This window comes from uncultured Parabacteroides sp., assembly GCF_905196875.1.
GTDB lineage: Bacteria > Bacteroidota > Bacteroidia > Bacteroidales > Tannerellaceae > Parabacteroides.
In genome coordinates this window covers 1-25981 of sequence record NZ_CAJJWO010000011.1, presented here as the reverse complement: position 1 = coordinate 25981, position 25981 = coordinate 1, and the positions used below count along the sequence as shown (strand labels likewise).

Annotated in this window: 18 protein-coding genes; 13 read left to right on the top strand and 5 right to left on the bottom strand. The window is 41.2% G+C overall.

Annotated elements, in window-relative coordinates; translation table 11 throughout:
* The first annotated feature begins 14 nt into the window (after nt 1–14).
* From QZ076_RS06215 to QZ076_RS06205, 3 genes are all read left to right on the top strand, one after another.
* A complete protein-coding gene (locus QZ076_RS06215; RefSeq protein ID WP_293711298.1) occupies nt 15–1610 on the top strand; it encodes a RagB/SusD family nutrient uptake outer membrane protein in 1596 nt (531 codons plus the stop codon).
* Between the two features lie 408 nt (nt 1611–2018).
* Nucleotides 2019–4472 carry a glycoside hydrolase family 127 protein gene (locus tag QZ076_RS06210; RefSeq protein ID WP_293711296.1) on the top strand — a complete coding sequence of 818 codons (2454 nt, stop codon included), beginning with the start codon at nt 2019–2021 and terminating at the stop codon, nt 4470–4472.
* Between the two features lie 207 nt (nt 4473–4679).
* Entirely contained in the window at nt 4680–7076 is a 2397-nt protein-coding gene (locus QZ076_RS06205; protein ID WP_293711294.1) for a beta-L-arabinofuranosidase domain-containing protein, read from the top strand.
* A 166-nt stretch (nt 7077–7242) separates the two neighbouring features.
* Here the strand turns inward: QZ076_RS06205 and QZ076_RS06200 are convergent, their stop codons facing one another.
* Nucleotides 7243–8319, bottom strand: a complete 1077-nt coding sequence (locus QZ076_RS06200; protein WP_293711292.1) for an outer membrane beta-barrel protein — start codon at nt 8317–8319, stop codon at nt 7243–7245.
* 12 nt (nt 8320–8331) lie between these two features.
* The gene (locus tag QZ076_RS06195; RefSeq protein ID WP_293711290.1) at nt 8332–13188 is read right to left on the bottom strand and encodes a T9SS type A sorting domain-containing protein; all 4857 of its coding nucleotides are present in this window, start codon (nt 13186–13188) and stop codon (nt 8332–8334) included.
* 459 nt (nt 13189–13647) lie between these two features.
* Between QZ076_RS06195 and QZ076_RS06190 the strand changes: the two genes are divergently transcribed.
* The 8 genes from QZ076_RS06190 (at nt 13648) to QZ076_RS06155 (ending at nt 22931) form a co-directional block, all read left to right on the top strand.
* Nucleotides 13648–14136: a Dps family protein gene (locus tag QZ076_RS06190; RefSeq protein WP_293711288.1), complete on the top strand. Its 489-nt coding sequence runs from the start codon at nt 13648–13650 to the stop codon at nt 14134–14136.
* 158 nt (nt 14137–14294) lie between these two features.
* On the top strand, nt 14295–15248 hold the full coding sequence (locus QZ076_RS06185; RefSeq protein WP_293711285.1) for a site-specific integrase: 954 nt from the start codon (nt 14295–14297) through the stop codon (nt 15246–15248).
* 631 nt (nt 15249–15879) lie between these two features.
* A complete protein-coding gene (locus QZ076_RS06180) occupies nt 15880–17034 on the top strand; it encodes an MraY family glycosyltransferase (RefSeq protein WP_293711283.1) in 1155 nt (384 codons plus the stop codon).
* A gap of 22 nt (nt 17035–17056) precedes the next feature.
* Nucleotides 17057–18127, top strand: coding sequence for a glycosyltransferase family 2 protein (locus QZ076_RS06175; RefSeq protein WP_293711281.1), 1071 nt, complete (start codon nt 17057–17059; stop codon nt 18125–18127).
* 10 nt (nt 18128–18137) lie between these two features.
* Complete coding sequence (locus tag QZ076_RS06170; RefSeq protein ID WP_293711279.1) at nt 18138–18977, top strand: glycosyltransferase; 840 nt, start codon at nt 18138–18140, stop codon at nt 18975–18977.
* Nucleotides 18974–20020 (top strand): glycosyltransferase family 4 protein, encoded by a 1047-nt coding sequence (locus QZ076_RS06165; RefSeq protein WP_293711263.1) that lies wholly within the window; start codon nt 18974–18976, stop codon nt 20018–20020. Before QZ076_RS06170 ends, QZ076_RS06165 begins: the two co-directional genes overlap by 4 nt.
* 2 nt (nt 20021–20022) lie before the next feature.
* A complete protein-coding gene (locus tag QZ076_RS06160; RefSeq protein WP_293711262.1) occupies nt 20023–21207 on the top strand; it encodes an O-antigen ligase family protein in 1185 nt (394 codons plus the stop codon).
* The gene (locus QZ076_RS06155) at nt 21204–22931 is read left to right on the top strand and encodes an ABC transporter ATP-binding protein (RefSeq protein WP_293711260.1); all 1728 of its coding nucleotides are present in this window, start codon (nt 21204–21206) and stop codon (nt 22929–22931) included. Before QZ076_RS06160 ends, QZ076_RS06155 begins: the two co-directional genes overlap by 4 nt.
* Before the next feature lie 57 nt (nt 22932–22988).
* Here the strand turns inward: QZ076_RS06155 and QZ076_RS06150 are convergent, their stop codons facing one another.
* The 3 genes from QZ076_RS06150 to QZ076_RS06140 are packed head-to-tail and all read right to left on the bottom strand — an operon-like array spanning nt 22989 to nt 24174.
* Nucleotides 22989–23255, bottom strand: a complete 267-nt coding sequence (locus tag QZ076_RS06150; RefSeq protein WP_293711258.1) for a hypothetical protein — start codon at nt 23253–23255, stop codon at nt 22989–22991.
* An 11-nt stretch (nt 23256–23266) separates the two neighbouring features.
* Entirely contained in the window at nt 23267–23713 is a 447-nt protein-coding gene (locus tag QZ076_RS06145) for a glucosaminidase domain-containing protein (RefSeq protein ID WP_293711256.1), read from the bottom strand.
* An 11-nt stretch (nt 23714–23724) separates the two neighbouring features.
* Entirely contained in the window at nt 23725–24174 is a 450-nt protein-coding gene (locus QZ076_RS06140; RefSeq protein WP_293711254.1) for an HU family DNA-binding protein, read from the bottom strand.
* A gap of 224 nt (nt 24175–24398) precedes the next feature.
* On the opposite strand from QZ076_RS06140, the gene QZ076_RS06135 reads away from it, so the two are divergent.
* Nucleotides 24399–24641, top strand: a complete 243-nt coding sequence (locus QZ076_RS06135) for a DUF4248 domain-containing protein (protein ID WP_293711253.1) — start codon at nt 24399–24401, stop codon at nt 24639–24641.
* Nucleotides 24642–24773: 132 nt separating this feature from the next.
* The coding region (locus QZ076_RS06130; RefSeq protein WP_293711251.1) for an AAA family ATPase at nt 24774–25981 on the top strand (1208 nt) is incomplete at its 3' end.

Genomic DNA, 25981 nt, shown 5'->3' with positions numbered 1-25981 from the left:
ACGCATATTATATCATGAGAAAATATAAATATGGCTTATATGCCGTTTGCTTCGGTTTGATGTTATCCTTGAACAGTTGTTTCAACCTGGATGAAGAACCTTTTTCTGAGATTATCGAAGAGGACTATGTTCCGACAACCGATGATGAGGTAGCACTGCTGGCTACCGCCTATTCTCCGCTTCGTTTCATTATGGACTGGTATGGTTATTTTGATTTACAAGAGGAATCGGGAGATGCGATTGTCACTCCGACACGTCCGAATGGTTGGGACGATGGTGGTGTGTATAAGAAAATGCACATGCATACTTGGACTAACCAACAGGGACAACCTCAAACAACCTGGTCTTATTGCTATAAGGGTATCAACAATGCCAATAAAATATTGAAAAAGGCTGAAGAAGGTTTCTTCCGTCCGGAAAGTATGGACGATGTTGTGGCCGAAGTACGTGCCATCCGTGCATTATGGTATTCTATTCTGTGTGATACACATGGAAATGTACCTATTTCCAAGAAGTTTTCGGATGAGCTGGTCCCACAATCATCCCGTCAGGAAGTATTCGACTTTGTTATTGACGAAATAAATGAAGTATTGCCTCTTTTGCCAACAGCTGTCGATAAAACTACTTACGGACGTTTGACACAATGGGGGGCACATTGTTTACTGGCTCGCATGTATTTGAATGCTGAAGTGTATACCGGAACACCGGCTTATGATAAGGCATTGGTAGAATGTAATAGGATTATAGAATCCGGTTTATTTTCTATGGAACCTGTTTATAGGGATATTTTTAAGACAAATAATGAAAATTGTGTGGAAACTATTTTTGCGGTTCCTTATGATGCTGTATATAATTTGCCTTCAGATCCGAATGGTCCGGTCTTTGGCATGCACATGAAATGGTTGAGTACAGACAGTCGTAAAGTTTATAATATGCAAGCCAGTCCATGGAATGGCAGTGGCGCTAACCCGCAATTTATCAACAGTTATGATCCGGACGACCAGCGTTTGTATGACACCTGGTTACAGGGACCTCAAAAGAATTCTGCCGATGAGGTTGTCTTTGAATACGTCAATAAATTACCTAGCTTATATAAGAGCGATACATTCGACGGATACCGTGTCGGTAAATATGAAATAGCTAATGGAGCAAAGAGTGCTTTAAGTAATGACTTCCCTTATTTCCGTTATACAGAAGTGTTGTTGATGAAGGCTGAATGCCTGTTACGTCTTGGACAGAAAGAACAGGAAGCCGTCGATCTGGTATCGGAAATCCGTGAACGCGCTTTCCAAAATCATCCTGAAAAAGCAAAGGTTACAGTTGAATGGCTGAAAGGCGATACACATATCCAATATGGCATTCTGGATGAAGAGGGTAATATCGTCGATAAGGGCGATCAGACTCCGGTGAAGTTTGGTGGACTATATGACGAATGGAGTTGGGAATTTGCCTGTGAAGCCCGCCGTCGTATCGATATGATCCGCTTTGGTACATTCCAGACGAAGAGTTGGTTTAATCATAAACCGGTCGGCAATTATGCTACTCTCTTTCCAATCCATCTGGATGACCTGACAACAAATCCCAACCTCGATCAAAATCCTGGTTATTAATCTTCTTTTAGTATACCGGGTGATGCTGTTTCTTTATACTGGCATCACCCGGTTTTTTTTGTGCCTGTTTACAAGTAGAGAAGTATCGAGGACTTTCTGACCACAAATCCTACATCTTTCCTGGTACAGGAGCAAGTAGTAGAAGATATAACGCGTGCTAAAATGTTGTTGCAGGGTACTCGGAGAAGGAAGTAATCAATAATGATCAGATGGAACAGAATCCGAACGCGAGTGTGACTCCTATTTTTGTTCCTTAAAACAACAACAATAGTGTAGGATAAGTCTATTAGAATGGTAGAATAGTCTAATCTGCTATTCTAATGGACAATATTTCTATCGAAAGAGTTTCTTATTATTTTTCTTTGTATTCAAAATTTATCGATTAGTCTAAAACAAAATATTTGCGTTATGCTGAAAGAATTATTATTTACATCGATCCCTATTATCGGTTTGTTTGCCTGTCAGTCTATTCCGGATAAATATACATCCACAGAACCGATCGTAGAGGTCCCGTTTACTGAAGTACATCTGACAGATAATTTCTGGGCTCCCCGTATCGAAGTAAACCGGACTGTATCTATCCCGTCTGCATTCAAACAATGTGAGTTAAACGGGCGTTTCGATAACTTTGCCCTTGCCGGCGGACTTATCAAAGGCGAACACAAAGGCGATTTCCCGTTTGATGATACCGATCCGTACAAGATCATTGAGGGAGCCTCTTATTCCCTGGCCGTTAAATATGATCCTCAGTTGGATGCCTATCTGGATAGTGTCATCACACTGATTGATGCCGCCCAGGAACCGGATGGTTATCTGACTACCTGTGTAACGAACAAATGCGAAAGATTATCGCGCTGGTGGGGAAAAGAACGCTGGGAGAAACTGAATAGCCATGAACTCTATAATTGCGGACATCTATACGAAGCGGCAGTTGCCCATTACCGGGCTACCGGCAAACGCTCGTTACTGGACGTTGCCATAAAAAATGCCGATCTGGTTTGCGAAGTCTTTGGCCCGAAAGAAGGACAGAAACATGTGCCGTCGGGACATCCTATTGTAGAAATGGGGCTGGCAAAGATGTATAAAGTTACAGGCGATCAGAAATATCTGGATATGGCCCGTTATTTCGTGGAAGAAACAGGACGTGGAACCGATGGTCATCGCCTGAATGCATACAGTCAGGATCACATGCCTATCCTGCAACAGGAGGAGATTGTCGGTCATGCCGTACGTGCCGGTTATCTTTATTCCGGGGTGGCTGATGTGGCTGCATTGACAAAAGACTCTGCCTACTTCAATGCCATCTGCCGTATCTGGAACAATATGGCAACGAAGAAATTGTATATCACCGGCGGTATCGGTTCAAGGGCTCAGGGGGAAGGTTTCGGGCCGGAATATGAATTGCATAATCACAGCGCCTATTGCGAAACATGCGCCTCTATCGCGAATGTCTACTGGAACCAACGCATGTTTCTGGCAACCGGTGATGCTAAATATGTGGATGTACTGGAACGTGCTTTATATAATGGTGTGATCTCCGGTGTCTCTCTAAGCGGAGATAAATTCTTTTATGATAATCCGCTGGAATCTATGGGGCAGCACGAACGTGCTCCCTGGTTCGGTTGTGCCTGCTGTCCGGGAAATGTAACCCGTTTTATGGCTTCTGTTCCGATGTATATGTATGCAACACAGGAAAACAGTGTTTTTGTGAACTTGTATATTGCCAGCAATAGTTCTGTTAAACTCGGAGAAAATGAGATCGGATTGGATCAGGCTACCGAATACCCGTGGGAAGGGAAAGTGAAACTGACCGTTACTCCTCAGAAACCAGCCGACTTCGCATTAAAATTGCGTATCCCGGGATGGGCGGAAAACGAACCTGTCACAGGAAGCGACCTGTACACCTTTACTTCAAAGGAAGCAGATAAATATACTGTTTCTGTAAATGGAAAAGCTGTTAAAAGTAAAACTTACGAGGGATATATAGCTATTGACCGCCAGTGGAATGCAGGGGATATTGTCGAGCTGACTTTGCCGATGGATATACGCCGTGTCAAGGCACATGAGAAAGTAAAAGCGGACGAAGGTTTGTTGGCTATTGAACGCGGCCCGGTCGTTTATTGTCTTGAAGGTGTAGATATGCCTGACAAACATGTGTTTAATAAGTATATTCCGGATAATAATTCTTTTTCTTATAAATATGTAAAAGATAAACTGAATGGTATCGTAGAGCTTGAAGGTACTGCCAAAGAACAGGATCGTAATGCAGACGGAACGGTTGCAGAGAAAGATGTTCCGGTCAGCTTGATCCCTTACTCAACCTGGAATAATCGTGGTAATGCGGAGATGGCAGTGTGGATCCCGGCGTCCGCCGATTATGCAAAACCGACTCCGGAACCGAGTATTGCTTCCCGTGCCCAGTCATTTACCATTGTCAGTGCACCGATTCAGAAAGACGGCTTGCCGATCGAACGTCGTGAATGGTGCTATGGAGTCAATGATCAATGGGATCCCAAAAGTTCGGACGATATGTCGAAGCCTTATCATTATTTCTGGTTGAAGACAGGTTCGGAAGAAGCTATCGAATATGTATTCAATCAGCCTGAAACAGTAAAGAATGTAGAAGTCTACTGGCTTGAATTCGATCATTACGATGGTAACTACCGTGTCCCGGCCAACTGGAAAGTGCAATATAAGGAAGGAAGCACCTGGAAAGACGTGAAGGCTAAAGGTGAATACGGTTGTAAGAAAGATTGTTACAATTCGGTTGACTTTGAACCCGTCACAACTTCCGGTCTGAAACTGGTAATCAACCTGCAGAAAGGCGAATCAGGTGGTGTTATCGAATGGAAAGTTAACTAAAACATCATAGACTGTTATACACACACTTTTTGTAGATTAAGTATTTGATTTGAAAACAATGCAGGCTTGACGCGAGGTCAATGCCTGCATTGAAAGTTTAAATGTCTGTTATACAACATACCATTTCAGATACAAAGTTAATCGTATGGTGTTAATTTTACACCACAATAAAATAAGTATAAAAATATACACTTAATAACTAATGACATGAAAAGTATTCTGGTAATAACACTGGCCGGCTTATGTCTGGCGGGAAGTGCACAAACGCATGACGGAGGATATCCGATCACGCCTGTACCGTTCACCTCCGTGAAAGTAACCGACAGTTTCTGGGGACAACGCCTGAAAGCCAGTCGTGAAGTGACAATACCCCTGGCATTCAGCAAATGTGAAGAAACCGGTCGTTATGATAACTTTTATAAAGCCGCTCATCCAAGTTGCGATTATAAAGTGGAAGGCCTTGCTTTTGACGATACGGATGTATACAAAACCATCGAAGGTGCCAGTTATTCTATGCAAACTTATCCGGACAAAAAGTTAGCTAAATATATCGACAGTGTATTGACCGTAGTTGCAGCTGCTCAGGAGCCCGACGGATATTTATATACTTCCCGTACCATGAATCCCGAGCATCCGCATGAATGGGCCGGAAGTAAACGTTGGGAAAAGGTGGAAGACCTGAGCCATGAGTTTTATAATCTGGGGCACATGATCGAGGGTGCTATCGCCCATTATCAGGCCACCGGAAAAAAGAACTTCCTTAACATCGCCATCAAGTATGCCGATTGTGTGGAGCGGGAAATAGGGGATAAGCCCGGACAGGTAGTCCGCGTTCCCGGTCATCAGATAGCAGAAATGGCACTGGCTAAATTGTATCTGGTCACGGGCCAGCAGAAATACCTCGACTTGGCTAAGTTCTTCCTCGATAAGCGTGGATATACCACCCGTACCGATGCTTACAGCCAGGCTCATAAGCCGGTTTTAGAACAGGATGAGGCTGTCGGTCATGCCGTTCGTGCTGCTTATATGTATTCAGGGATGGCAGATGTTGCCGCGTTGACCGGTGATACCGGATATGTACATGCCATTGACAAAATATGGGATAATGTAGTAACCAGGAAATTGTATGTTACCGGAGGTATCGGTGCCACCAGCCACGGCGAAGCATTCGGTGAAAATTATGAGTTGCCTAATATGTCGGCCTATTGTGAGACCTGTGCGGCAATCGGTAACGTGTATTGGAACTATCGTCTCTTCCTCCTTCATGGTGAGTCTAAATATTACGATGTATTGGAACGTTCCCTGTATAACGGTTTGATCTCCGGTGTATCTTTGGATGGCGGCGGTTTCTTCTATCCGAATCCGCTGGAATCTATCGGTCAGCATCAGCGGCAACCCTGGTTTGGATGTGCCTGCTGTCCGTCTAATATCTGCCGTTTTATTCCTTCTTTACCCGGGTATGTTTATGCCGTACATAATAAGGATGTATATGTCAATCTGTTTATGAGTAACACATCTGAGCTGAATGTAGAAGGAAAGAAAGTGACCTTGGCCCAGACTACCGAATATCCCTGGGACGGTGATATTCGTGTATCCGTTTCTCCGAAAGGAAAACAAAACTTCACCTTAAAGATTCGTATACCGGGCTGGGTACAGGGTGAAGTCGTTCCGAGCAATCTATATTCATTTACTGATAATAAGCAATTGAATTATTCGGTAAAAGTGAATGGGGAAACATGCAAGAGTAATTTAGATAAGGGTTATTTCGCGATAAACCGGCTGTGGGAAAAAGGGGATGTCGTAGAAGTTCATTTCGATATGGAACCGCGTACAGTAAAAGCCAACTCGAAAGTAGAAGCCGACCGGGGTAAAATATCTGTCGAACGCGGCCCGCTCGTTTACTGTGCCGAATGGCCCGATAACGACTTCAGTGTATTGAGTGTTTTTATGAATCGTAAACCGGAATTCACCGTAGAACGTAAACCGGAACTTCTGTATGGTATTGACGAACTGAAAACGCAGGCTCAAACGCTGGGTTACGACGAAACAGGCCGTCTGGTTACAAAAGATGTCACCCTGACCATGATCCCTTATTATGCCTGGGCACATCGCGGTACCGGTGAAATGTCCGTTTGGTTGCCACAGGATGTAAGTGCAACCCGCCCGGTAATGCCTCCGACGATCGCTTCAAAAGCAAAGATCACAGCGTCTCATATGGTGAAATCGATTTCCGCTATCCATGACGGCCTGACCCCTAAGGATGAAAACGATCGTACCGCCCCTTATTATCATTGGTGGCCACAGGAAGGTACTACCGAATGGATTGCATACGAGTTTGAACAACCACAGGAAGTCTCTGCCAGTACTATTTATTGGTATGACGATGCTCCCTGGGGCGGATGCCGTATCCCACAAAGCTGGAAAATTTATTATAGGGATGCTTCCGGTAACTGGCAACCTGTGGAAAACTCCACTCGATACGGAGTAGCTAAAGGAGAGCCCAATACCGTTCGTTTTAAACCGGTAAAAACTTCAGCAGTTAAATTGGAAGTGGTACAACCGGAAAAAAACTCTGCCGGCCTTTTTGAATGGGCTATAGAATAGACCGGCTACAACCATGCAGGTTGTCAATGCTCTTATAAAAGCAAAGAAAGAATTTGAACTGGTAGTCGTACTGGGAAGTAACAGCTTTTTCAAATGGATGCGCATCTCGTCGAAAATAGATGCGCATCTATTTTCACAGCGGCTCAAATGTCCTGTTTTCTGCCTTTTAATTCAGTTTGAATCGTAACCCTAATTTCACACCGAACGACATCACTTTTACTTTGTCGGTCACATTTGAGTTCAGCATGCCGTTGTACGGGATACCTTGCCCGACGATCTTATTTCCTTCGGGATGATAAGAAGCAGGAGAGGAGAGTAAACCCTGGTCTTTCTTCTTCTTCATGTTGGTAAAACCATAGTCGATATAGCCACCCAGCAGCAAGTCCATATCTCTGTCTTCGTTCAATGATATCAGGAAACCTAACTCAGCCGTTCCTGCTACACCTAACTTCAGTTTGTTCTTGCCGCTCCAGTCGAGTTGGCTGCCCGGATCATTGATCGTGCCGAACCCATGATGAGGCACGGGCGATTCGGAGGGAGAACCCACGTCGGACGGGATATGTGGGTAATATCCCGATACATTCAGTTCACTGGCTGTGTTGCTCTGTACTTTGTATTTTGTCTGGACAGGGATTTGTAATTTAACACCCAACCCGGCATACATTCCCCAGTTTTCTTCTTCATCAAAACGTGTTTGGTACATTGCCATCAAAGGTATATCCAGAAGAAAAGCTGTTTGCTTTTCTTCCAGGCTCTTCAGTCGGGCATGCAGTTCGAACTCACGCGGGTGACCGGAGAAGTCGTCGTCATCGATCATGTTGCCCAGCTTCATATATTTGTCGTCCGACATATCGCCTCTTAGCCTGCCTACGGTGGCATAACGGGAGATACCTACACCGGTAGCAATCCCCCAGTGCGGATTGAAAAAGTAACTGTAACGGATATCTACTTCATAACCGAGTTTATTGTCGCGGTTGCCTTTTTCCTGAAAGCCCTCGATCTTATAGTTCAGATCATAGCGTAAGGAAGAGGAGCCAACGCCGCCGGAGACAGTGAGATAAGACGTTTTAGTCTTTGTCGTATCACGTTGTTCTTCACGATATTCACGCTGTTGCTGCTGGTTGTTGTTATACTGGCTACGTTCTCTGCCCCCTGTTCCCTGCTGAGCGGAAACGGTGCTGACCAGGCAGCCGGTGGCAAGTAATAAAACCGTTTTTCTTATATTGGAAATCATCTTGATCATATTCAGGTTCTTTTATTTGATAATAATTTTGTGAGTTGTTGTTCTTCCGGATTCCGTTGTTACCTTGACGATATAGCTTCCTGAAGCCATATCAGTAGGCAGGGTCGTTTCCCATGTCTTCATCTCCAGTCTGTTCACGATCTGTCCGTTCAGGTTGTACACTTCTACGACTGCCGATTCAGGGGTTTCATTCGGTGCTCCTGTCCGGATCGTGATCGGGGTGTTCTTGTTGACCATCGTCGGATAAACGCGGGTACTCTGGAACTGCGTCAGTGTCTCGAATGTGATCGGACAGCTCACCACGTAAGTATCATCGGCACGATACGCCTGTATGAAGTAAGTACCCAGTAATCCTTCCGGTACGGAATAATAGATAGAAGTACCGTTCTTGTCGATCTTTTGTCCATCCTTATACCACTGGAAGCGTACGAATTCGTTATCTGGATTGGTAATGTAGAGGAATTCGTTCCATTTCACCAGGATACGCAGACCGTTTTTACTAACCGTTACCGTGCGGCTGCTTTCCATTCCGCAATCACCGTATACGTCTACATAATAAATCCCTTCCTTGTCCGGAGTCAGTGCTGCCGTGTAGCTGTCGGAAGTCGCGCCCGGTATAGCCTCTTCGTTGAAGAACCACTGGTAGCTCAGGTTTATACCGATAGCTTCGACCGACAATGTGAAGGCGTCGCCATCACAGACATTTACCGATTGAGGCTGGCGGGTGATCATAGTTGTCTGCATTACTTCTATCTCAAACGGATGAAGTTCTACCAGACCCGGATCGCTCTTTTTACGTACATACACGTTTCCTGTATAGATACCTTTTGCAATGATGCTACTAACAGGAACTGTAAGGTAATTCGGAGTTACGTCTCTGTATTCCGTATCCTTGAAGCCGGCATTGAGGGCTTCATTGGAGAAGCGGACAGAGTATTCGAGGATATTGTCGGGGTCGAGCAATTGAACAGGTATTCTGAATTCACCTTCTACACTACAGTAAGGAGCGATTTCACCCAGACCGATCAGTCCTCCGTCGCGGATAATGATCGTGTGGATATATGCCGGTTCGGTATAATATTGTTCTGTTGCGATACTTTCACCGTTGTAGAGTGTCAGTTTGTTTACCGTATAAACATAGGTTCCGACTAAGGTATGTGCTTCACCCTTGTTGAAAGTATAACGAACTGTTTTTGGAACCGCTTCTTCCAGCGGATAGTGATAACCGACAGGAGTAGCAGTGTATTCAATTTCCCAACTATCGTAAGTCACATTGTTGAAACCGACCGGACGGATCTGTACATATACCGGTGTACCCTTGATAACAGCGGTTGTAGTCAGATTGTCTACATCCCGGAAGTCTTCAAGCTTATTGGAGGCGGTAGATACCGACCATTGTAACGATCCGCCTGGTCCCGGACCTGGGCCTTCACCGTCACCGATCACGATTGTATGTTTGTACGGAGAATCATTATAATCGTATGTTTCAATTATCTGGTTACCATACAGGTCATATAATGTCAGTTTGGTTACTGTATAAATATAAGTTCCCTTTTCTGTATGGGCTTCTTTGTTGTTGAAGCTATGACGCTCTGTCTTGATAATCGGATTCATTCCGTAATAATGCTCCACCGGAGTTACCGAGTATTCGACATCCCAACGTTCAAAAGTGATACCGTCATATCCGACCGGACGAATCTGTACAAAAACGGGCGTTCCGTAATTTACGGATATTGTAGTCTGATCGTCCACATCTTTGAAATAAGGTAACTCATGAGTTACGGTGGAAACAGACCATTGCAGCGCAGGTTTTTTTATTACCGGTTCATCCTGGATAATAATCGTATGCGTACAAGTTGCATTCATATAAGAATAGCTTGTAACTTCGGTATTACCTTTATAAAGGATCAATTTGGTAACATTATAATAGTAACTACCTTTCAATGTATGTGCTTCTCCTTTATTAAAGTCGTAGCGTACTGTTTTTTTGATAGCCCCTTCCATCGGATATAAATAATCGATAGGAGTAGCACGGTATTCGATAGCCCAATGGTCGTAGTCGATGTCATCTACATTGATCGGTCTGATCTGTACGAATACCGGTGTTCCGACCATTACTGTTGTTGTCGAATTATTTTCCACGTCGCTGAAACTGCTTCCTTCATTGGTTGTTGTAGATACCGACCATTGAAGTCTGTTCATCGTTGTAACAGTTATTGCAAATTCAGCAGCACCCTCACAGCCATCCTTTTCGACATAGTAATAGATTGTTGTCTTACCGGGTTTCACTCCGGTAACTATCCCCGTCGTTTCATTAACGGTTGCAATGGTTGGATCTGCACTTTCCCATCTGCCATCCGAACCGGAAGTGGTCAGTGTTACATTTGCACCTTCTCCGACCGTATTGCTTCCACTGATAGTACCTGCATCGACTGTTACAGGTGTCAATGTGGCAACACTATCTTTTGTGATAAAAGCTTCCTGATCCGGTGCGATCGCTACTTTCGATAAAACATATTGAGTAGCAGTGATAGGAGCCGGATCTACAGTTATGTCGGCCGTACCTGTACCTGAATAAGTTTTGGTTGCAGTACTGTTTTTAATGTGATAACTGGCTGTCCAGCTTTTACTGGCTACATCATTCATTGTAAGCGTGAACGGCAATGTTGCCGGATCGCCGGAGCATAGACTTCCGTCCGCGATACTTGCCAGAATATTACCTTCTATCGTAAGCGGGTCACCAGTAGCGGGAGCTATGAATTTACAGTTGTAGAAACTACCGTAACGGGAGTTTGCCACACTATTGTCTCCATCTTTAATAGCATTATAGATCGAATATTCTTCTGAAAAGTCAATATTATGCAACTTGATCATTTCCGGATCGGTAGAAGGGAAACCGATTGCTGTACCACTGAAAGGTATCAGGCTGGTTTCATTAACCTGTGTCAATGGATCAGCTAATGCATTTACGGCAACTATATTGGTTTGCTTTTTTCCGAAGTAAGACGGAATCGTAAAGTTTCCGACAGCATTACTGTTATTGCTGACTAATTTAACCAGCTTGGGTTCAGGCAATGTACATATTGCACTTACAGGACTCGATGCGCTGGTGTGTAAAGTATTAAGTGCATTGAATGTCGATGCATTTAACGAATTGAATGCAATGTATGAGCTGTTGGATATATCCAGATAAGCTTTACTGGTGGAAGGGGAGGTTATGTCTTTATGAACATACATATCATAAGTATAATCCAAAAGACTGCTGTATCCGGTAGAAGTCGTTTTTAATTCAAGATATTTATACTCTTTGGGAAATGAAATACCCCGACTCGTATATCTCCAGATACGAATTCTTTTCCCTGCAGGCATTGTAAGCTTTCCATCAAAAACGATGTTTCTACATCCCGGCTCCTTTACAACATGATTATTTTGTCCGGTAATTGAAATATAGTCGGCTCCTGTGCAAGTGAAATTTTCTCCGAAAACAATATCTTTGAAATAATGTCCGTCAGTAGAATTAATATTGATAGGGGCATAAGTACTACTGGTTTTTCCACTTTCAAAAAGAATGTTTATATAATATCTTTTTCTGTCAGGATCTCTGTCAACTGTTCCTTCTACAAAATTAAGTACGGAACGAACATTCGTAGTGCTGGAGTTTCCGATATTTCTAAAGGTTATATCTCTTAAAATAACATTAGGAGCAGATCCGATAGTTATAAAATAATAATTGTTTTTTTGATTGGATCCTCCGCTCGATACTTGACCGTAAAATTTTATATTTCCTCCGTCATATACGATATTTTCAATAACCATATTGTTGAAAACACGATATACAACGTGCCCTTCATAGCTTGAGCCTGTCCATATTCCATAATTAGGTCCGATGATAGTAGGATTATCTTTACTTCCGGTACCGATCATTTTTAAGCCGTCTTTATAGAAAGCTGCCTGGCCGGCAGTTTCCTTAGGTACATATATGCCGGAGTCAAAGAATAGTGTATTATTATCTCCGATAAATGAACCGGTGACGCGTGAAGCGGAAGTTATTGTTGAACTAAGATAAGTATAAGGAGTCGGTTCAATGACTTTAACCGTACACACATAACTTTTCCCTTTATAATTAACTGTATGAGACTGTCCATCGTTATAATTTATAGCATCTTGTGTTATAAAAAAGTTAGCCCCTCCATTAGTTGGTCCGTCGTATTCTACTACAGGGTCTGTAAACGTTTCTCCGACTGTCACAGGAAATATCGTATTATCCGTTTTCTCACCAGCCGGGAGTACCGGATTTGGATCTGTAACCATTGTTCCGTCGAACGTTATGCCAACAGAAGTTTCTACTGCATCCGTAAATTCGGTTGCTTTCACGGCTACTTTGATAGTTTTTCCATGATCTGTGTTTTTTACCGTATAGCTGAGTGTTTTTGTTGTTTGACCCGTTATCTCTTCGTTCCCTATGTACCATTTATAAGTGTGACCTGTAGAACCGTTTGCTTTAAACTCTACGGTCAGGTTAATTTGCTGACCAACTTTTACAGCCGTAGTCGGCATGCCTGTTAAGCTGGTAACAAGTGGTCGTCCTACTATTTTAATAGGAACCGGATCACTGAAATTTGTTCCATCTGAACATTGTAATAATTTCCCGTCATCTTTGTAAGATAGGGTAACACTTCCTGGAGTAATTTCTTTACCGTCTAAAGTCCATTTAGTAGGTGTTCCTCCGGTGGCATTAAAGTGGTTCCCTAAATTGATGTTACTTCCCTCAGGTATTGAAGGAGAGATAGTGGGGGTAATCGATAATTGTGCAAAAAGTCCCCCTGCCAGATGAAGTAGCAGTAATAAAATAAAGTTCTTTCGTATCATGTTAAAAATATTAGTGGTATAGTAATTTATCTCAAATGTAAATCGAACTTTTTTTGTGCGCAAATGTTAAAATGAAGATTAACGCAGATTATGAATATTATTGTTTGATAAATACGGTGTGGTCGTAATGTAAACATAAGTGATTGATATGTATATAAATATGACAGATGCGAAACTTCAAGGGCTGTATAAAATGATGTTTGTTTGCTTTTGAATAATGAAACTTTTGGAATTTCTTGTATTATTTAATTTTTATTTAAAATCAAAATAGGCTTTTCTTTTTTATTGAAGTTTTGAGATTATCCATATATAAATAAAGTCTTTCTATCTCCCTGCCGAAAGATTGATAGATAAAATCTATTTATGGATAGAAAATGTCTGTTTGACAGATAGTTGCGTTTGTTGTATCTTTGCAGTACAAGAAAAACAAAAACGTATTACATATAAAAATTAAGAATTATGAAAACATTAGATTATTTACATTTAGATGCATCAGCAGCAAACAAAGTAGTAGAAGCATTACAGCAGTTATTGGCCGACTATCAGGTATTCTATACAAACCTTCGTGGATTCCATTGGAATATTAAAGGGCACGGTTTCTTTGTTCTTCACAGTAAATTTGAAGAACTCTATGACAATGCAGCCGAAAAGGTAGACGAGTTGGCAGAACGCATTCTGATGTTGGGTGGCGTACCGGTAAATAACTTCAGCGAATATCTGAAAGTTGCAAGAGTAAAAGAAGTATCAGGCATTTCCTGTGGTGATGAAGCGCTGGAAAATATTCTGAACACTTACGGACAGTTTATCGCAGAAGAGCGTAAACTCCTTTCTCTTGCATCTGAAGCCGGCGATGAAGCTACGGTAGCTCTGATGAGCGATTATCTGAAAGAACAGGAAAAATTAGTTTGGATGTTAGTAGCTTATTCCACTTGCGATTGCAAGAAGTAAGAAGAGTTAAGTATAAGTATTAATAATTCATTCGTTGCGTTAGGGAAGAGGATGCCGTGAGGTATCCTCTTTTTTTTGTGTTTCAACAGCTTTCGAAAAACAAGAAACTAAATATCTCCTATATTTGTTTCATATTTGCTAATTAAAAATAGAGATTTATGTTAGAAGAAGAAAGAAAAAAGAAAGCAACTCATATGTATTTATTGAGCTATATGTATTGTTTGGAAAGGAACAAATATATATCTGGTAAAAACGGAACGGCAGGTCTGTATAGGGCAACCCACAACCAGTTGAAGTTATTTCTCGGTCAGGGAAAGTTGAATATAAAGCGGATAGACACGCAGTTGGTCAATGACTTTGTATCATATCTCCAATCATTGAATTTGAGCCGTAATTCAGTGACCAATTATATCAGTATCTTTCGGTCGGTCTACAATAGTGCTGTGTCTGAAAATCTGATCACCCCGAAAATAAATCCTTTTCAAAAACTACATCTTCGTCCTGTTCCTACCTTTAAACGTTCGGTAGGAATGGATGTGATTAAGGATATGACACAACTGAATCTTAAGGATAATAAACGTCTTGATTTTGCCCGCGACCTGTTTCTGTTCAGTTTTATGGCTTGCGGTATGCCTTTTGTGGATCTGGCTCATCTGACCCGCAGTAATATACATGGTAATATAATCATTTATCACCGTGTAAAGACAAAGACTGAGATCCGTGTTACGATCACTCCCGGCATGCGTCGACTACTTGAAAAGTATGCCGATAAGAACTCCGATCTATTATTTCCTGTGTTACAGGCGAAAGATGTTTCTTATGATACATATAAGGTTGCTTTACGAACCTACAACCGTCGTTTGGAAAAGATCGGTGAAAAGATACATTGTCCTGTTAAACTAACTTCGTATGTCGCCCGCCATTCCTGGGCAATGTGTGCAAAAGAGCATTCCATATCGGTAACGGTTATCGGGCAGGCATTGGGGCATACATCTGAAAAAACAACCCAATTTTATCTGAGTAATCTGGATCAATCAGTTATTGATCGGGTAAATATGAAAATCACAGGGTTTGTAGAAAAATGGATATGCAGGAGTGCAACCAAGAATTGACGCTTATTTATGGAATAAGGGTCATCGGAGATAATTTGGTAGAGCTTAAATCATAAAATATTTTCCCTATACTACCAGACTGCTTGATTATCTAAGACAGCGCAAAAGTAAAAATTTAATATTGATAAAGCTTTAGCCGGAAGAATTTTTGTGTCTTAAAAAAATATAAAATTAAGATAAAGGTAATCTGATTTATGTAAAAATGAAGTGAAAGTTGCTAAAAATGAACTGTTTGTATAAATCAAAGTCAGCCGCTATAAATCCATTAACTGAACTTAGCAGAATTAAATAATATTCAAAAGTCAATTTGTTGACGTTTGTTTAAAGAATAGGGGGCCTTTATAATACTATTTTACTAAATAAACGCTACTATCTTTTTATAAGAGATCCAGCCTCTTCTTTATTCCCAATAACATATTCTTTTTTCTTCCTATCCTGTATTGTATATGGATATAATTGATCTTATCCAACTTTTTCAGAGAAAAAATGAACTCATATTTCTGATATATAGCTGTTTATCTTCGATGACCCTTATTCCATAAATAAGGGTCAAGAATATAAAACACTAGTATGTCGCCCAAAGGAATGGGACTGACCACTTTTGTTATATCAATCCTCAAACAATAAACACATGTTAACAGCTTCATTATTAGCTATTATGGGTATTATTTACGGTGAGCCTTTGAAAGGTAAAATCTCCATATTTCTTTGCCTGGTTTTGTCATTTGTCTTTTCTTTTGTCTTTTTGCCACAGATAATGAAGATATCCAAACGAAAACAGTTGTATGATATCCCTAATAGCCGGAAAAGTCATAACGAGAAAGTACCTCGTTTAGGAGGTATTGCTTTTTTCCCTTCTATTGTCTTATCGATGTCGCTGGTGGTAGGCTATCGTTATTTGATTGGTTTCCCCCTCAATGAACAATTGACAGGAAATATCTTATTGGAGTTTTTGTTCTTGTCGGCAGGCTGTCTTTTCTTATTTATGGTAGGCGTCGAGGACGACCTGATCGGTGTGCGTTACCGTAAAAAATTTCTTACCCAGTTTCTTGTAGCGTCTCTACTTCCTATATCCGGTTTTTATCTGACTAATTTATCCGGTTTATTCGGGTTATACGAACTACCGGTTTATGTTGGTATTCCGTTGACCATTCTACTGATTGTGTTTATCACAAATGCAGTAAACCTGATAGATGGCATAGACGGATTGGCTGCCGGAGGGAGTACTTTTTCTTTTGTGGTAATTGGTTGGATGTTTTTTCAGAAAGGATTATGGTTGTATTCGATGCTGGCTTTTTCGGCGGCAGGATGCCTGATCCCTTTCCTTTATTTCAATATCTGGGGACGTGCTTCCAAAGGAACAAAAATGTTTATGGGGGATGCCGGTTCTTTATCGTTGGGTTTTTTATTATCATTTTTAATAATAAAGTTTCCCCTATATATCTCAGAAACAGAGCCCGACATAAAGAATCTGGTCATCCCCTTTACTTTATTGTTTATCCCGATGTTCGATGCCTGCCGGGTGATGATTGTACGTGCCATACAGCATAAACCTATTTTTCTGGCTGACCGTAACCATTTACACCACAAATGCCTGGCAGCGGGTATGACTCATCTTCAGGCAACGGAACTGGTGTTAGTATTTACGATCGGCTTATTGATCGTGAATAATTGGTTAGTAGACGTCTGTAATATTAATGTATTGCTGGTAGTCGATTTGCTTTTGGGTATAGGATTGAGTAAATCATTGAATTTAAGGATACGCTATTCTCAAAAAAAATCGTAGTCTGATGATAAACAATATTAAAATGGAACAAAAGCCTCTGGTATCAGTAATAGTTCCGGTTTATAATGCGGAAAAATATCTTCCGGCTTGTTTGGATAGCATTTGTAACCAGACATTGCAGGAGCTGGAGATCATTATTGTAGATGACGGCTCGACAGATGGGAGCGGGCGTATAGCCAATGAATATGCAGTAAAAGATAAACGTGTGCGGGTTATTCATCAGAGAAACGGACATTTGAGTGTCGCCCGTAATGCGGGGTTGTCTGTGGTGAAAGGAGATTTTGTATCATTTATCGATGCAGACGATTGGATTGACAAAGAAATGCTGAACTCCATGTACATAACGATGATATCGAATTCGTTGGATCTGGTTATTACCGGAGTCCGTGTGGAGTATCCTTGTGAGAACCGGTTTTACTACCAGCGAACAGAAACTTATCTCGAAGCTGATAAACAAGAGGAAATAAAAAATCTCTATTTCAAGTTGAAAGAGTTATGCCTGTTCAATTATGCCTGGAACAAATTATATCGTGTTTCTTTTCTTCAGGCAAATAACTTGTCTTTTACTGTCGAGCCACCTTATGAGGATGAATCTTTCAATATGGAAATCTTTATGAAGGTTTCATCTATAGGTGTTTTGCCTGATACACCGTACCACTATATGCGTTATGATAACGGATCTATAGTGGCGTCTTATAAAGCTGATATGTTGAACGCTTACAATGATAAGTGTAAAATCTATCATCGTTTTTTTACTCATCTTCAAATGACTCCCGAATGGATAAAAGATTATTTACAGGAGGGCTGGTGGGGAGCCTACTACGGATATGTTCAAAGCCTCTATAAAAAAAATGCCGGACTAAGTCGCAGAGAACGGTTGGAACTGATAGAACAGTCTATTTATCAAAACTGTACATTTCAGGGTCTGGTTCCTGTTATACAACCTCATGACTGGGTAAAAAAAGCTTTTTATAGCTTATCGAAGCATGGTGCATCCTGGCAGATAGATCTGATGTATTCCGTGTTATTTTATCTACGTTATCATTTGGAAGGGATGTATCGATATTATCGTAAGTGGAAACTAAAAATTTAAAGATATAATTATGGGACATTTATCAATGATACCACGTGTAATTCATTATTGTTGGTTTAGTGGAGAATCTAAACCTGTTCTTATGCGTGAATGTATAAAAAGCTGGGAACGCCTGATGCCTGATTATCGTATTAAATGTTGGGATGCTTCTTCCTTGGATTTGAGTGTTCCTTTTTTAAAACAGGCGTATGAACATAAAAGCTGGGCTTTTTTAACTGATTATATGCGTTTTTATATTCTGTGGCAAGAAGGTGGTATATATTTTGATTCAGATGTGGAAGCATATCAGCGTTTTGATAGTTTTTTAAAACATGAAATGTTTTCTTGTGTAGAATATGAAGAGAGTCTTTTTCTTAAAAATGGACTTCATCTAATAGATGACAAAGGGCATTTGATAGATACTTTTTCTTCCAACAGGTCTTTTGGTATTGCTATTGAAGCTGCTATTATAGGGGCTGTAAAAGGACATCCTTATATAAAAGCTTGTTTGGATTATTATCGGAATATCAGTTATGTAGATCATGATGGGATCGTTTTCCGTAAAGAATGTCCTGTTGTTATGGCTGAAGTTGCAATACCTTATGGTTTTGTATATAAAAATGAAAGACAGGAATTAAATGATGGAATATGTTTATACCCTTATCCGACCTTTGTCTATGGAGAAGGTCTTGAAGAAAAAGGTGCTTATGCCCGCCATTGGCGCAATGGAAGCTGGCGGGATAAAACAGAAATGAGCCGTGTTTATAAATGGTTGAGTCGGTTTCATCTGGAGTATTTGTATAAACAGTTGGAACGATCGCCGTTTGGATATCGTTTGTATCGCCGTATCAGCCATATTCTAAATAAATGAAACATTTTACAATTCTTATATTATATGCGGAACTAATGCCTTATAACGTAGTCGTTATAAAAGAACTGGTAAAAAAAGGGTGTTGTGTACATGTCGTATTGCAGGATACGAATAAGAAGACACCTTACCTTCCGCCTTCATTAGTAGGAGTTACTTACTATAATCGTTCTGTTTTTAAAGACTCGAATCATTTATTCCGTTTGGTAACAGATATAAGCCCGGATCTGGTTTGGACGGCAGGTTGGATCGATCCTTTATATAATAAGGTGGCCGGTATGATCCGTAGAAAGCTACATCTTCCGGTGGTTGCCAGTAGTGATACGCAATGGCGTGGAGGTAAACAATGGTTGAATGTGTTTACAGCCGGTTTTCGTCAACGCAGATGGTTCAGTCACATTTTTGTAGCCGGAGAATGGCAGGTGAAGTATGCCAATAAATTAGGGTTTTGTCCTGATCGGATATTGATGCATAATTTATCGGCCGACGTCGATTTGTTCAGTCAGATAGATATAAATAGTCGGGAAAAGGAATATCCGAAAAGATTATTGTATGTCGGTCGCTTTTCACCGGAGAAAGGGTTAGTCGGTTTATTGCAAGCCTGGCAGTCTGTCCCTGATCGTAAAGGCTGGCAGTTAACCCTGGTAGGGAATGGGCCGGAGAGAGAAAAACTAACCGGGTATCCGGATGTAGAGATATTGGATTTTATGGATCAACAGGGCTTGTTAGAGGTAATGGAACATTCCGGCGCATTTATTCTGCCTTCGGTATTTGAACCCTGGGCATTGGTCATTCATGAAGCTGCCTGTGCCGGTTTACCGATATTGGCTTCCAATTGTTGTGGAGCCATTGCTTCATTTGTCAGAGAGGGAGAAAACGGCTATCTGTTTCTTCCCGGAAACATTCATTCTATTCGTTGTTCGATAGAAAAGTTACTCACGCAACCGGAAGTTGACTGGTTGCAAATGGGCAGAAACAGCCGGAAGTTGGGAATGCAGATTACTCCGGAAAAAGTAGCGGATACTTTGTTGAGTGTTTTAAAATAAATATGGAAAAGATACTTTTCTGGATTGTTTTTCTGGCTTCATTAACCAAATGTGTCAATCTCTTTCTGATTTTACCGGAAGTAATTTATTATGGTATTTATTTAGTTTGTTTCAGTTGGTTACTGTTTCGGGGTGGGGTAATTGCTAATAAGAAATATCTTTTTTTTATTTCGGCCATTTTTATCTCTATTTGGTTGAATGATATACCGGCTTTATTTAGGGTTCCCTCCCGTACTTTTGCTTTTTTGAGTTTGGTTTTTATGGTGGGACCTTTTTTTGTAAATGACCGGTTAATTCGCATGCGTCGTCTCCTGTTTATCCGTACGCTACTGGTTCTTCGCTGGGTCGTTTTGATTTCATTTCTATTGAAGTTTATAAGACCGGGCTTGGTTACAAATGCTTCGGGTTTTTGTGGATTGACTGTCCATTCTATGGTATTATCCCCCTTGGCCGGTATTTGTACATTGTATAGTCTCTATCGGTTTTATTTGACTGAAAAACGACAGGAACGTTATAAAGAATCTGCCTGTTTATGTATCTGTTTTCTGATTTTACTGTTAAGTGGTTCACGCGGAGCTTTAGCGGCTACAGTTGCCGGTTTTGCTTTCTTCTATATCCGTTTATACAGGTATCAGATGGGAAAATTGCTTCAAACAGGTTTGTTTATTCTTCTTTTGGCAGTATCCACCTCGGCTATCTGGTGGCCTTATACGGAACGGCTCCGGCAGAAAACAGAGTCGAGCAGAAAGAATGGTGGAACAGTTGCCAGTCGTGAAAGGATCTGGCAGGACCGGATGGACGAATTTACTGCTTTCCCTTTGTTCGGTGTGGGGTTTTCCAGTTATAACCTGGATTATATTCAGAGTGAACATACGATAAACCGGCAGTCCGGTACGATAGAGCCGGGAACGAGTTGGCTTTTTCTCCTGTCATCAATGGGAATATATGGGTTTCTTTCGTTTTTATTGCCCTTTACCTATGGTATATATATACTTTATAAAGAGTTGGATACCGGATTGAACGGAGGATTATTAAGTTCTATGATGATTCTGTTTTCAGTACACATGTTTATCGAAGGATATATCACTGCTTCCGGCTCTTATCTCTGTTTTTTATTATGGCTTAGTTTATCCGAATGCGAACAAATTCTACAACAAACAAATAACAACAAACTTTTATCTGTATGATACCTGTAATACCATCGGTTATAACCCGTTTATATAAACTGTTACCCCGGATATATAAATTGCGTATCTGGACGACAGGGGCGACTGTCTTTTTGATATCCATGTTCGATCTGCTGGGCACAGGGGTATTGCTTCCCATTTTGCTACTGGTGCTCGACGAAAATGCGATCGAAAAGAATGAATATTTATCCACGGTGTATAGATGGGGAGAGTTCAGTAATTTTTCATCATTCGTGTCTTTTATCTGCATTTTTATTCTGTTGTTTACTATTGTCCGGGTAATTGTTTGCACAGGGTTGTTATATCTGCAAAACAAGCGTTTGTTTACGATTTCCAGTTATTTGTCCTTGCATTTGTATAACTATTATTACCGGAAAGGTTTTTTATATATTAAACAACATAATAGCTTAAAGCTGATCAATAAAGTAAACGGTATATCCGATAATCTGATCCAGGGATATTTGGTTTCGTATGCCCAACTGATCAGTGAATGTGTGGTAATGTTGTCTATTCTGGCTGGTTTGATATTGTTTAATGTTTATGTATTCCTGTTGGTTTTGTTGACCTTTGTCCCGATTACTCTGGCGTACTATCGTTTTTCACGGTTCCGTATGGAGGTTTACGGAAATATGATTTTCCAGTTAAATCCTTTAAAAGGAAAATTATTGCAGCAGACTTTTGTCGGCTATGCAGATATGGAAATGAGTCATTCTTTTCCTAAAAGTTTTAATAGCTTTCAGGAGTTAATGATCAGGCAGAATCGGATCAATGTGCGGCGTTTATTATTGAACGGATCTTTGCAGAAAGCGTTGGAGGTTGCTATTGTTTGTTCATTGGTTGTACTGATCCTGGCCAGCCGGTTTTTCGAACTGCCTTCTCTGGGCTTGATAATCGGTCTGTTTGCGATCGCCGTTTACCGGGTACTTCCCGGTTTGATTCGTAGTACCGGATTTATCTTTCAAATGAAAGGAAATTCATTTGCTACCAGATTGTTGGATGATCTGGAGGAAGGGCAAAAAGAGATTCATGTATTGGAACAACAGCCACTGGATTTTCAGAAAGTTCTTTCTATCCGTTCTTTGTCTTTTTCGTATGATAAAGAGCAGCAGGTATTGAAAGATATATCTCTGGATATTCATAAAGGCGATTTTATCGGATTTCGCGGAGAATCGGGTTCCGGAAAGTCTACCTTATTCCATCTGTTGCTGGGTTTTCTTCAACCCGATGCCGGAGGTATTTATGTGGATGGGGTTCTTTTGTCGGCAGACCGCCTCGAATCATGGAGAAGTAAGATAGGCTATGTTTCCCAACAATTATTTATGATTGAAGGTACGTTGCTGGATAATATAACAATGGGATTGAACGATACGAAAGTCGACAAGGTAAGAGTTGGGGAAGCAATTCGTCTGGCTTCGTTGGATACTTTCATCAAGACACTGCCCCAAGGACTTGACACCCCGGTCGGCGAGGGAGGTTGCCTGCTATCAGGTGGTCAGCGTCAACGGCTCGGTATTGCACGTGCGTTGTATAAGCAGGCAGAAATACTGATGTTCGACGAAGCGACTTCTTCTCTGGATGAAACGACGGAACAGGCTATCAATGATGCGATAGTCCGGCTCTCGGAAGAATGTCCGGGACTGACCCTGCTGGTTATTTCCCATCGTTCCGAATCGTTGGCCGTATGCCGTAAGATTGTGGACGTTAAGGAACTGAATAAAATATGAACAGCGATAAAAACGAGGAAGATATGTTTTATCTACATACCTTCCCCGCTTAAATTTCTATGCCAGAAGTTTCATCAGATACCCGCTTACCGCGCAAACGATCAACATCCATCCCATCAGGTTTTGGGGGGAGAAGGAGTCCGGCGGTGAAGCGACAGTATCGCCCCGATAGCGGCCAGCGACACTTCCGTATTCATCTGACGGATCGCTTGCAGTGTCAGGATTGACAACAACAGGACGCTTAGGTTTATGTTCTCTTTTGTTCCGAAAAAACATCCGGGTAATGGTTGCCAGAAAACCGAGTATTGCTTCAAGATATTTCATGATAAATCGTTTTAGAGTGTTTGTTTGATGTATTGACTGATCGACTCGAGCATCTGTTGATAGTCAGCCCGGTTGTCGCCGTTCACTTCACTGATATAGTGGCTGTATGAAATCTCTTTGGCATACGCTTCAGGATGATAACTCATAGCGGCTGCAAACGGGTAAGCCGTAGTGATCAACCGGGCGAAATCAAAGAAACTCTGCTGCGGCATCGTATAAATACGGAACTGAAGATGCGACTTTACCCCCGGCTCTGTTTTATTACCATTCCAATAAATATTGGATTTGCCATATCCGGTAATACCGAAGTAATTGTGATAAACTTTGCAGAGATCGCTTTCACCCCAGCCGCTTTCAACAGCTGCCTGAGCCAGGATAACGACTGGGTTCAGTGTGAAATGTTCTCCGGCAGCCTGGGCCGCCGGAAGAAACTGTTGGATAAACTCTTTTTTATTCATAAGATGGATGACTATTCGATCACCGGTCTGTCATCGTCCGGAGTGGAAGGGGACGACTTTTCGGATGATAACGGTTTGATTTCTTCATACGTAGCACTCTTGCGAATATCGTTCAACATGGTTCCCGGAACATACACGATACGTCCATTCTTGAAAAGAGAGGTGTCGAAATCATCGACAGTGGCAGCTCCTTTGCTGCCGGCTACCATACGGAAATTACCAAGGCGGCCCATCTGGATGATATCGCCTTCTTCCAGACGCTCCTGCATGACAGACAGAAGGCCTTCGACTACCAGCATGACATCACCGATAAAAGCAGTGCTTCGCATGGCGATCATGTCGCAAAGCTTTTGAAAACTGACTTTTTTCAACGAACGGATCTGTCCATAATACAATTGATCTCCCTTTTCGGCATCTTTGCTCATATCGGGACGTTTTACTACATGAAAATTTAATGACATAGCTTTGATAATTAATAATGAATAACTAATAATGAATAATTGTTGGTTATCGATAACAATTCAAAGATACGGCAGGCGGGTAGGGGCAAAATGGGATATGATAGAATAGGATCGGATAGGGAGAAATATGATGAAATATCGTTGATTTTAATGGGATAATATGCTGCTTATATGATAATTATTTTGTAAATTTAAAACATAAAACCAACAAAATAATATCAGTTATGAACACAAACAATTCACCCGAAGAAAAGAATTTTGAGATAAGAACTTACGGCTTTACGGAACTTGCCATATTATATAATCCGACGCTACAACCCGCTTCAGCCGCCAATGCCCTGAGACGATGGATCAACTACAACCCCAAACTCTTTGCAGCCCTGGAAGAAACCGGCTGGATAAAAGGACAACGCAAGTTCACCCCGTTGCAAACCGAACAGATGAGACGTTTTCTGGGGGAACCCTGAGAATTGAAATTAAGAATTTAAAATTAGACAGTACATACGGTTTAATTATTTATCTTTGTGTAATAGTAGCCAATAATGACAAGTAATGGTCAGGAAAGATTTAGTGATGAATTTCTAAAGCAGAAGAAAGATATGGCAAAGAAAATACCTTACGGATTGACAGATTATGTCCGTATTCTTACGGAAGATTATTATTATGTTGATAAGACACGATATATTGACGATTTGGAAAAGACTGCAGCTTTCCTGTTTCTAATCCGTCCGCGTCGCTTTGGAAAGTCTTTATTCCTGAGTATGCTTACCTGTTATTATGATGTGAAATATGCCGATCGTTTTGAAGAATTGTTCGGTAGTCTGTATATCGGTAAGCATCCGACCGAGGAACGGGGGAAATATTTGGTTTTGCACTTTAATTTTAGTATGGTAAGAGCTACGGATGAAAAGCTGGAAGCGGCATTCAATCAGCATATCGGTCTGGAAACAAATTATTTTGCCAGTGTATATGCCTCTTATTTTAAACCGGATTTTCAGGAGCAGCTACGGTCGATACCGGATGCAGCCGGACGTCTGGAATATATTTGTCTCTGTGCCAAAGAGCAAAAACTTTCCATCTATTTGTTGATTGATGAATACGATAATTTTACCAATACGATACTGTCTTCCAAAGGAAACGATATATATCATTCTTTAACTCACGATACAGGTTTTTACCGCTCCTTTTTTAATGTGATAAAAGGTGTAACTACCGGAGCAGAAGCTCCTATAAAGCGTTTGTTCATTACTGGTGTGTCGCCTGTTACATTGGATGATGTGACGAGTGGGTTCAATATCGGAACGAATATAACGACTGATGAGCTATTTAATTCGATGGTAGGTTTCAGCGAATCGGAATTATTTGATATGTTATCTTATTATCAATCGGAAGGAATGCTGGTTGACTCTATTGATGATCTTGTCTGGGTCATGAAACCCTGGTATGATAATTATTGTTTTGCCAAAGAATGTATTGGTCAGACGATGTATAACTCGGATATGGTTCTTTATTTTCTGAATAATTATCTGCAGAAAAAACGTCCTCCTTCGGATATGCTGGATCGCAACATCCGAACGGACTACAGCAAGTTGCGTCATTTTATCCGTATCGACAAGATGCAGGAGGAAGGCAGTTCGGTGATAACAAAACTGATAGACACGAATGAGGTGAACGGGAATGTTATCAAAACCAGTTTTCCCGCAGAGAATCTGGCTGATCCGGGCAATTTTGTTTCTTTATTATACTATTTCGGTTTACTGACTTATGACCGGGTAGAGGCTGGCGAAATGATCATGAAAGTCCCCAA

Bases quoted from the DNA above. Each gene is read 5' to 3' on its own strand.
- QZ076_RS06215 (WP_293711298.1), top strand. From the start codon at position 15: ATGAGAAAATATAAATATGGCTTATATGCCGTTTGCTTCGGTTTGATG.
- QZ076_RS06210 (WP_293711296.1), top strand. From the start codon at position 2,019: ATGCTGAAAGAATTATTATTTACATCGATCCCTATTATCGGTTTGTTT.
- QZ076_RS06205 (WP_293711294.1), top strand. From the start codon at position 4,680: ATGAAAAGTATTCTGGTAATAACACTGGCCGGCTTATGTCTGGCGGGA.
- QZ076_RS06200 (WP_293711292.1), bottom strand. From the start codon at position 8,319: ATGATCAAGATGATTTCCAATATAAGAAAAACGGTTTTATTACTTGCC.
- QZ076_RS06195 (WP_293711290.1), bottom strand. From the start codon at position 13,188: ATGATACGAAAGAACTTTATTTTATTACTGCTACTTCATCTGGCAGGG.
- QZ076_RS06190 (WP_293711288.1), top strand. From the start codon at position 13,648: ATGAAAACATTAGATTATTTACATTTAGATGCATCAGCAGCAAACAAA.
- QZ076_RS06185 (WP_293711285.1), top strand. From the start codon at position 14,295: ATGTTAGAAGAAGAAAGAAAAAAGAAAGCAACTCATATGTATTTATTG.
- QZ076_RS06180 (WP_293711283.1), top strand. From the start codon at position 15,880: ATGTTAACAGCTTCATTATTAGCTATTATGGGTATTATTTACGGTGAG.
- QZ076_RS06175 (WP_293711281.1), top strand. From the start codon at position 17,057: ATGGAACAAAAGCCTCTGGTATCAGTAATAGTTCCGGTTTATAATGCG.
- QZ076_RS06170 (WP_293711279.1), top strand. From the start codon at position 18,138: ATGGGACATTTATCAATGATACCACGTGTAATTCATTATTGTTGGTTT.
- QZ076_RS06165 (WP_293711263.1), top strand. From the start codon at position 18,974: ATGAAACATTTTACAATTCTTATATTATATGCGGAACTAATGCCTTAT.
- QZ076_RS06160 (WP_293711262.1), top strand. From the start codon at position 20,023: ATGGAAAAGATACTTTTCTGGATTGTTTTTCTGGCTTCATTAACCAAA.
- QZ076_RS06155 (WP_293711260.1), top strand. From the start codon at position 21,204: ATGATACCTGTAATACCATCGGTTATAACCCGTTTATATAAACTGTTA.
- QZ076_RS06150 (WP_293711258.1), bottom strand. From the start codon at position 23,255: ATGAAATATCTTGAAGCAATACTCGGTTTTCTGGCAACCATTACCCGG.
- QZ076_RS06145 (WP_293711256.1), bottom strand. From the start codon at position 23,713: ATGAATAAAAAAGAGTTTATCCAACAGTTTCTTCCGGCGGCCCAGGCT.
- QZ076_RS06140 (WP_293711254.1), bottom strand. From the start codon at position 24,174: ATGTCATTAAATTTTCATGTAGTAAAACGTCCCGATATGAGCAAAGAT.
- QZ076_RS06135 (WP_293711253.1), top strand. From the start codon at position 24,399: ATGAACACAAACAATTCACCCGAAGAAAAGAATTTTGAGATAAGAACT.